This is a genomic window from Deferrisoma palaeochoriense, from assembly GCF_054656955.1.
The window spans coordinates 1-2,509 of the sequence record NZ_BAAHXI010000134.1 but is presented as its reverse complement, the minus strand read 5'-3'; the positions used below and the strand labels follow the sequence as shown (position 1 = coordinate 2,509).

Genomic DNA, 2,509 nt, shown 5'->3' with positions numbered 1-2,509 from the left:
CAGCCGGTCGCGCGGCCCCAGGAGGGCCGTGAGCCTCACGCCCCCCGGGCGGGGGGGAGTGGCCCCGGGCACACGGGGCCACCCGGGACAGCGCAGGGGGTCCAGGGGGGTCCAGACGGGGGCGCGCCCGGGCTCTCACCCGGGACCCCACCGGGCAACCTCCACGGAAACCTCGCGGCCGTCCTCGAACCGAAACGCGTAGCGGATGGTGGCGCCCATGCAGGCCTACGGAAATTGTTTCCCACCCCGGGTTGTCCCCAAACGGTAGCACTTTCTTGAAAGGGGCTGGGAACCCGGGGTATAGTCGCGACGATTCTCTTTCATTTTCCCATTACGGGGTTCGATGGGGGTCGGGATGCTCGTTCTGACACGGAAGGTTGACGAATCCATCATGATCGGGGACACGGTCGAGGTGAAGGTGCTCGGCATCGACGGCGGCGCCGTCAAGCTGGGCATCCAGGCCCCCCGGGAGATCCCCGTCCACCGCAAGGAGATCTACGAGGAGATCCGGCGCGAGAACCTGGCCGCCTCCCAGGGAGGGGCGGTGGATCCCGACCGGCTCAAGGGCCTCCTTCGGAAAAAGGGCTAGCCCTCACCGCACCGTGAGCACCGAGCAGGGGGCGGTGCGGCGCACCCGCTCCCCCACGCTCTCGAAGGCCAGGTGCTGCAGGAGGTGCTGGCCCCGGGTCTCGGGCCTCTCCCCCACCACGATCAGATCCGCCCCGCAAGAGGCCGCGTACCCCACGATCTCCTCGGCCGGCCGGCCGGTGAGGACCGCCCGCACCAGCCGCACCCCCCAGAGTTCCTCTCCCCGCAGGAAATCGTCGAGCCGCCGCCGGGCCTTGCGGGTGGCCCGTTCGCACAGGCGCGCCCTCGAGGCCTCGTCCACCTTCACGAAAAAGACCGACCGTAGATCCGGCTGGCAGGCCACGTGCACAAGGTGGAGCTCGGCCCCCAGGTCCCGCGCCAGGGCGATCGCCCTGCGCAGGGCCCGCTTCGAGCCCGGGCTGAAGTCGGTGGTGGCCACGATGCGCCGGAACGCCGGCTCGCGGCCGGACGCCCGCAGGTCCAGAGTGTCGCCGGTCATGACGGTGCCTCCTCAGGGGCCTGCCCCCGCTGCTCGGCCCGCTTCCTCTCCCACCAGGCGAGGCGCTTGGCGATCTCCCGCTCGAATCCGAACCGGCCCGGCCGGAAGTACCGGCGGCCCGCCAGGGCGTCGGGAAGGTAGGTCTGGGCGACCACGGCGTCGGGATGGTCGTGGGGGTAGAGGTAGCCCTTGCCATGGCCCATCTCCCGGGCGAGCCGGGTGGGGGCGTTCCGGAGGTGCAGGGGCACGGGGAGGTTCCCGTGTTCGCGCACGTCCTTCCGGGCCCGCAAGTAGGCCGCGTACGAGGCGTTCGACTTGGGGGCGGTGGCGAGGTACACGGCGGCCTGGGCGAGCGGGATCCAGCCCTCGGGCATCCCCACGAAGTGGACGGCGTCCTTGGCGGCCAGCGCGATGCGAAGGGCCTCGGGGTCGGCGTTCCCCACGTCCTCGCTGGCGAAGATCACGAGCCGCCGGGCGATGAAGAGGGGGGCCTCCCCGGCCTCCACCATGCGGGCGAGCCAGTACAGGGCCGCGTCGGGGTCCGAGCCCCGCAGGCTCTTGATCAGCGCGCTCACCACGTCGTAGTGCCAGTCGCCCTGGGTGTCGTGGTAGAGGGTGGGGCTCTGGAGGAGCTCGGCCAGCCCCTCCCGGGTCACCCGGACGGGGCCCTCGCGAGGGCCGGGCGCCGCCAGGGCGGCGGCCTCCAGGAGGTTCAGAGCCCGCCGGGCGTCCCCCTGGGCCGCCCGCAGGAGGAGTTCCTCGGCCTCCGGGTCGAGTTCCACGCCGGGGAGTCCCCGGCCGGCATCGTTCAGGGCCCGATGCACGATGGTCCGGAGTTCCTCTTCCCCGAGGGGTTCGAGCCGGACGACCAGGAGCCGCGAGAGGAGGGGGGAGACCACCTGGAACGAGGGGTTCTCGGTGGTGGCGCCCACCAGGGTCACGGTGCCGGCCTCCACGTGGGGCAGGAGCGCGTCCTGCTGGGCCTTGTTGAACCGGTGGATCTCGTCGAGGAAAAGGAGCGTCGCCCGGCCGCCCTCTCGGGCCTCGGCGGCCCGGGTCACCACCTGGCGGACCTCCTTGACCCCGCTCTCCACGGCCGAGAGCTTCTCGAACCGGTACCCGGTGATCTCGGCGAAGAGATGGGCGAGGGTGGTCTTGCCGCTCCCGGGGGGGCCCCACAGGAGGAGCGACGGCAGGATCCCGGCCTCCAGGGTCGCCCGGAGCGGCCGCCCGGGGGCCAGGAGGTGGTCCTGGCCCACCACCTCGTCGAGGCTGCGGGGCCGCATCCGATCGGCCAGGGGCGCGCGCGGCTTCGTTTCCCGGGGTTTCATGGTTTGTTAGAATAGCGGCTTCGCGGCGGGGAGGCTAGGCGGCCAGAGAGGCCCTCCTCAGATCTCGTGGTCTTCCCGAGGGGTGGAGCTG

The 2,509-nt window shown here is 71.9% G+C and carries 3 protein-coding genes; 1 reads left to right on the top strand and 2 read right to left on the bottom strand.

The window, feature by feature from the left end; genetic code table 11:
• Window positions 1–343: 343 nt before the first annotated feature.
• Entirely contained in the window at window positions 344–589 is a 246-nt protein-coding gene (gene csrA / locus ACYQ8L_RS18315; RefSeq protein ID WP_459943261.1) for a carbon storage regulator CsrA, read from the top strand.
• Between the two features lie 3 nt (window positions 590–592).
• Here the strand turns inward: csrA and ACYQ8L_RS18310 are convergent, their stop codons facing one another.
• Both ACYQ8L_RS18310 and ACYQ8L_RS18305 read right to left on the bottom strand, forming a co-directional pair.
• Complete coding sequence (locus ACYQ8L_RS18310) at window positions 593–1,087, bottom strand: universal stress protein (RefSeq protein ID WP_459943260.1); 495 nt, start codon at window positions 1,085–1,087, stop codon at window positions 593–595.
• Entirely contained in the window at window positions 1,084–2,373 is a 1,290-nt protein-coding gene (locus tag ACYQ8L_RS18305; RefSeq protein ID WP_459943259.1) for a replication-associated recombination protein A, read from the bottom strand. The genes ACYQ8L_RS18310 and ACYQ8L_RS18305 overlap by 4 nt, the downstream gene beginning before the upstream one ends.
• Window positions 2,374–2,509 lie beyond the last annotated feature (136 nt).

What these genes read in the sequence shown, in the direction of transcription:
- csrA (WP_459943261.1), top strand. Translation starts at nt 344, where the DNA reads ATGGGGGTCGGGATGCTCGTTCTGACACGGAAGGTTGACGAATCCATC.
- ACYQ8L_RS18310 (WP_459943260.1), bottom strand. Translation starts at nt 1,087, where the DNA reads ATGACCGGCGACACTCTGGACCTGCGGGCGTCCGGCCGCGAGCCGGCG.
- ACYQ8L_RS18305 (WP_459943259.1), bottom strand. Translation starts at nt 2,373, where the DNA reads ATGCGGCCCCGCAGCCTCGACGAGGTGGTGGGCCAGGACCACCTCCTG.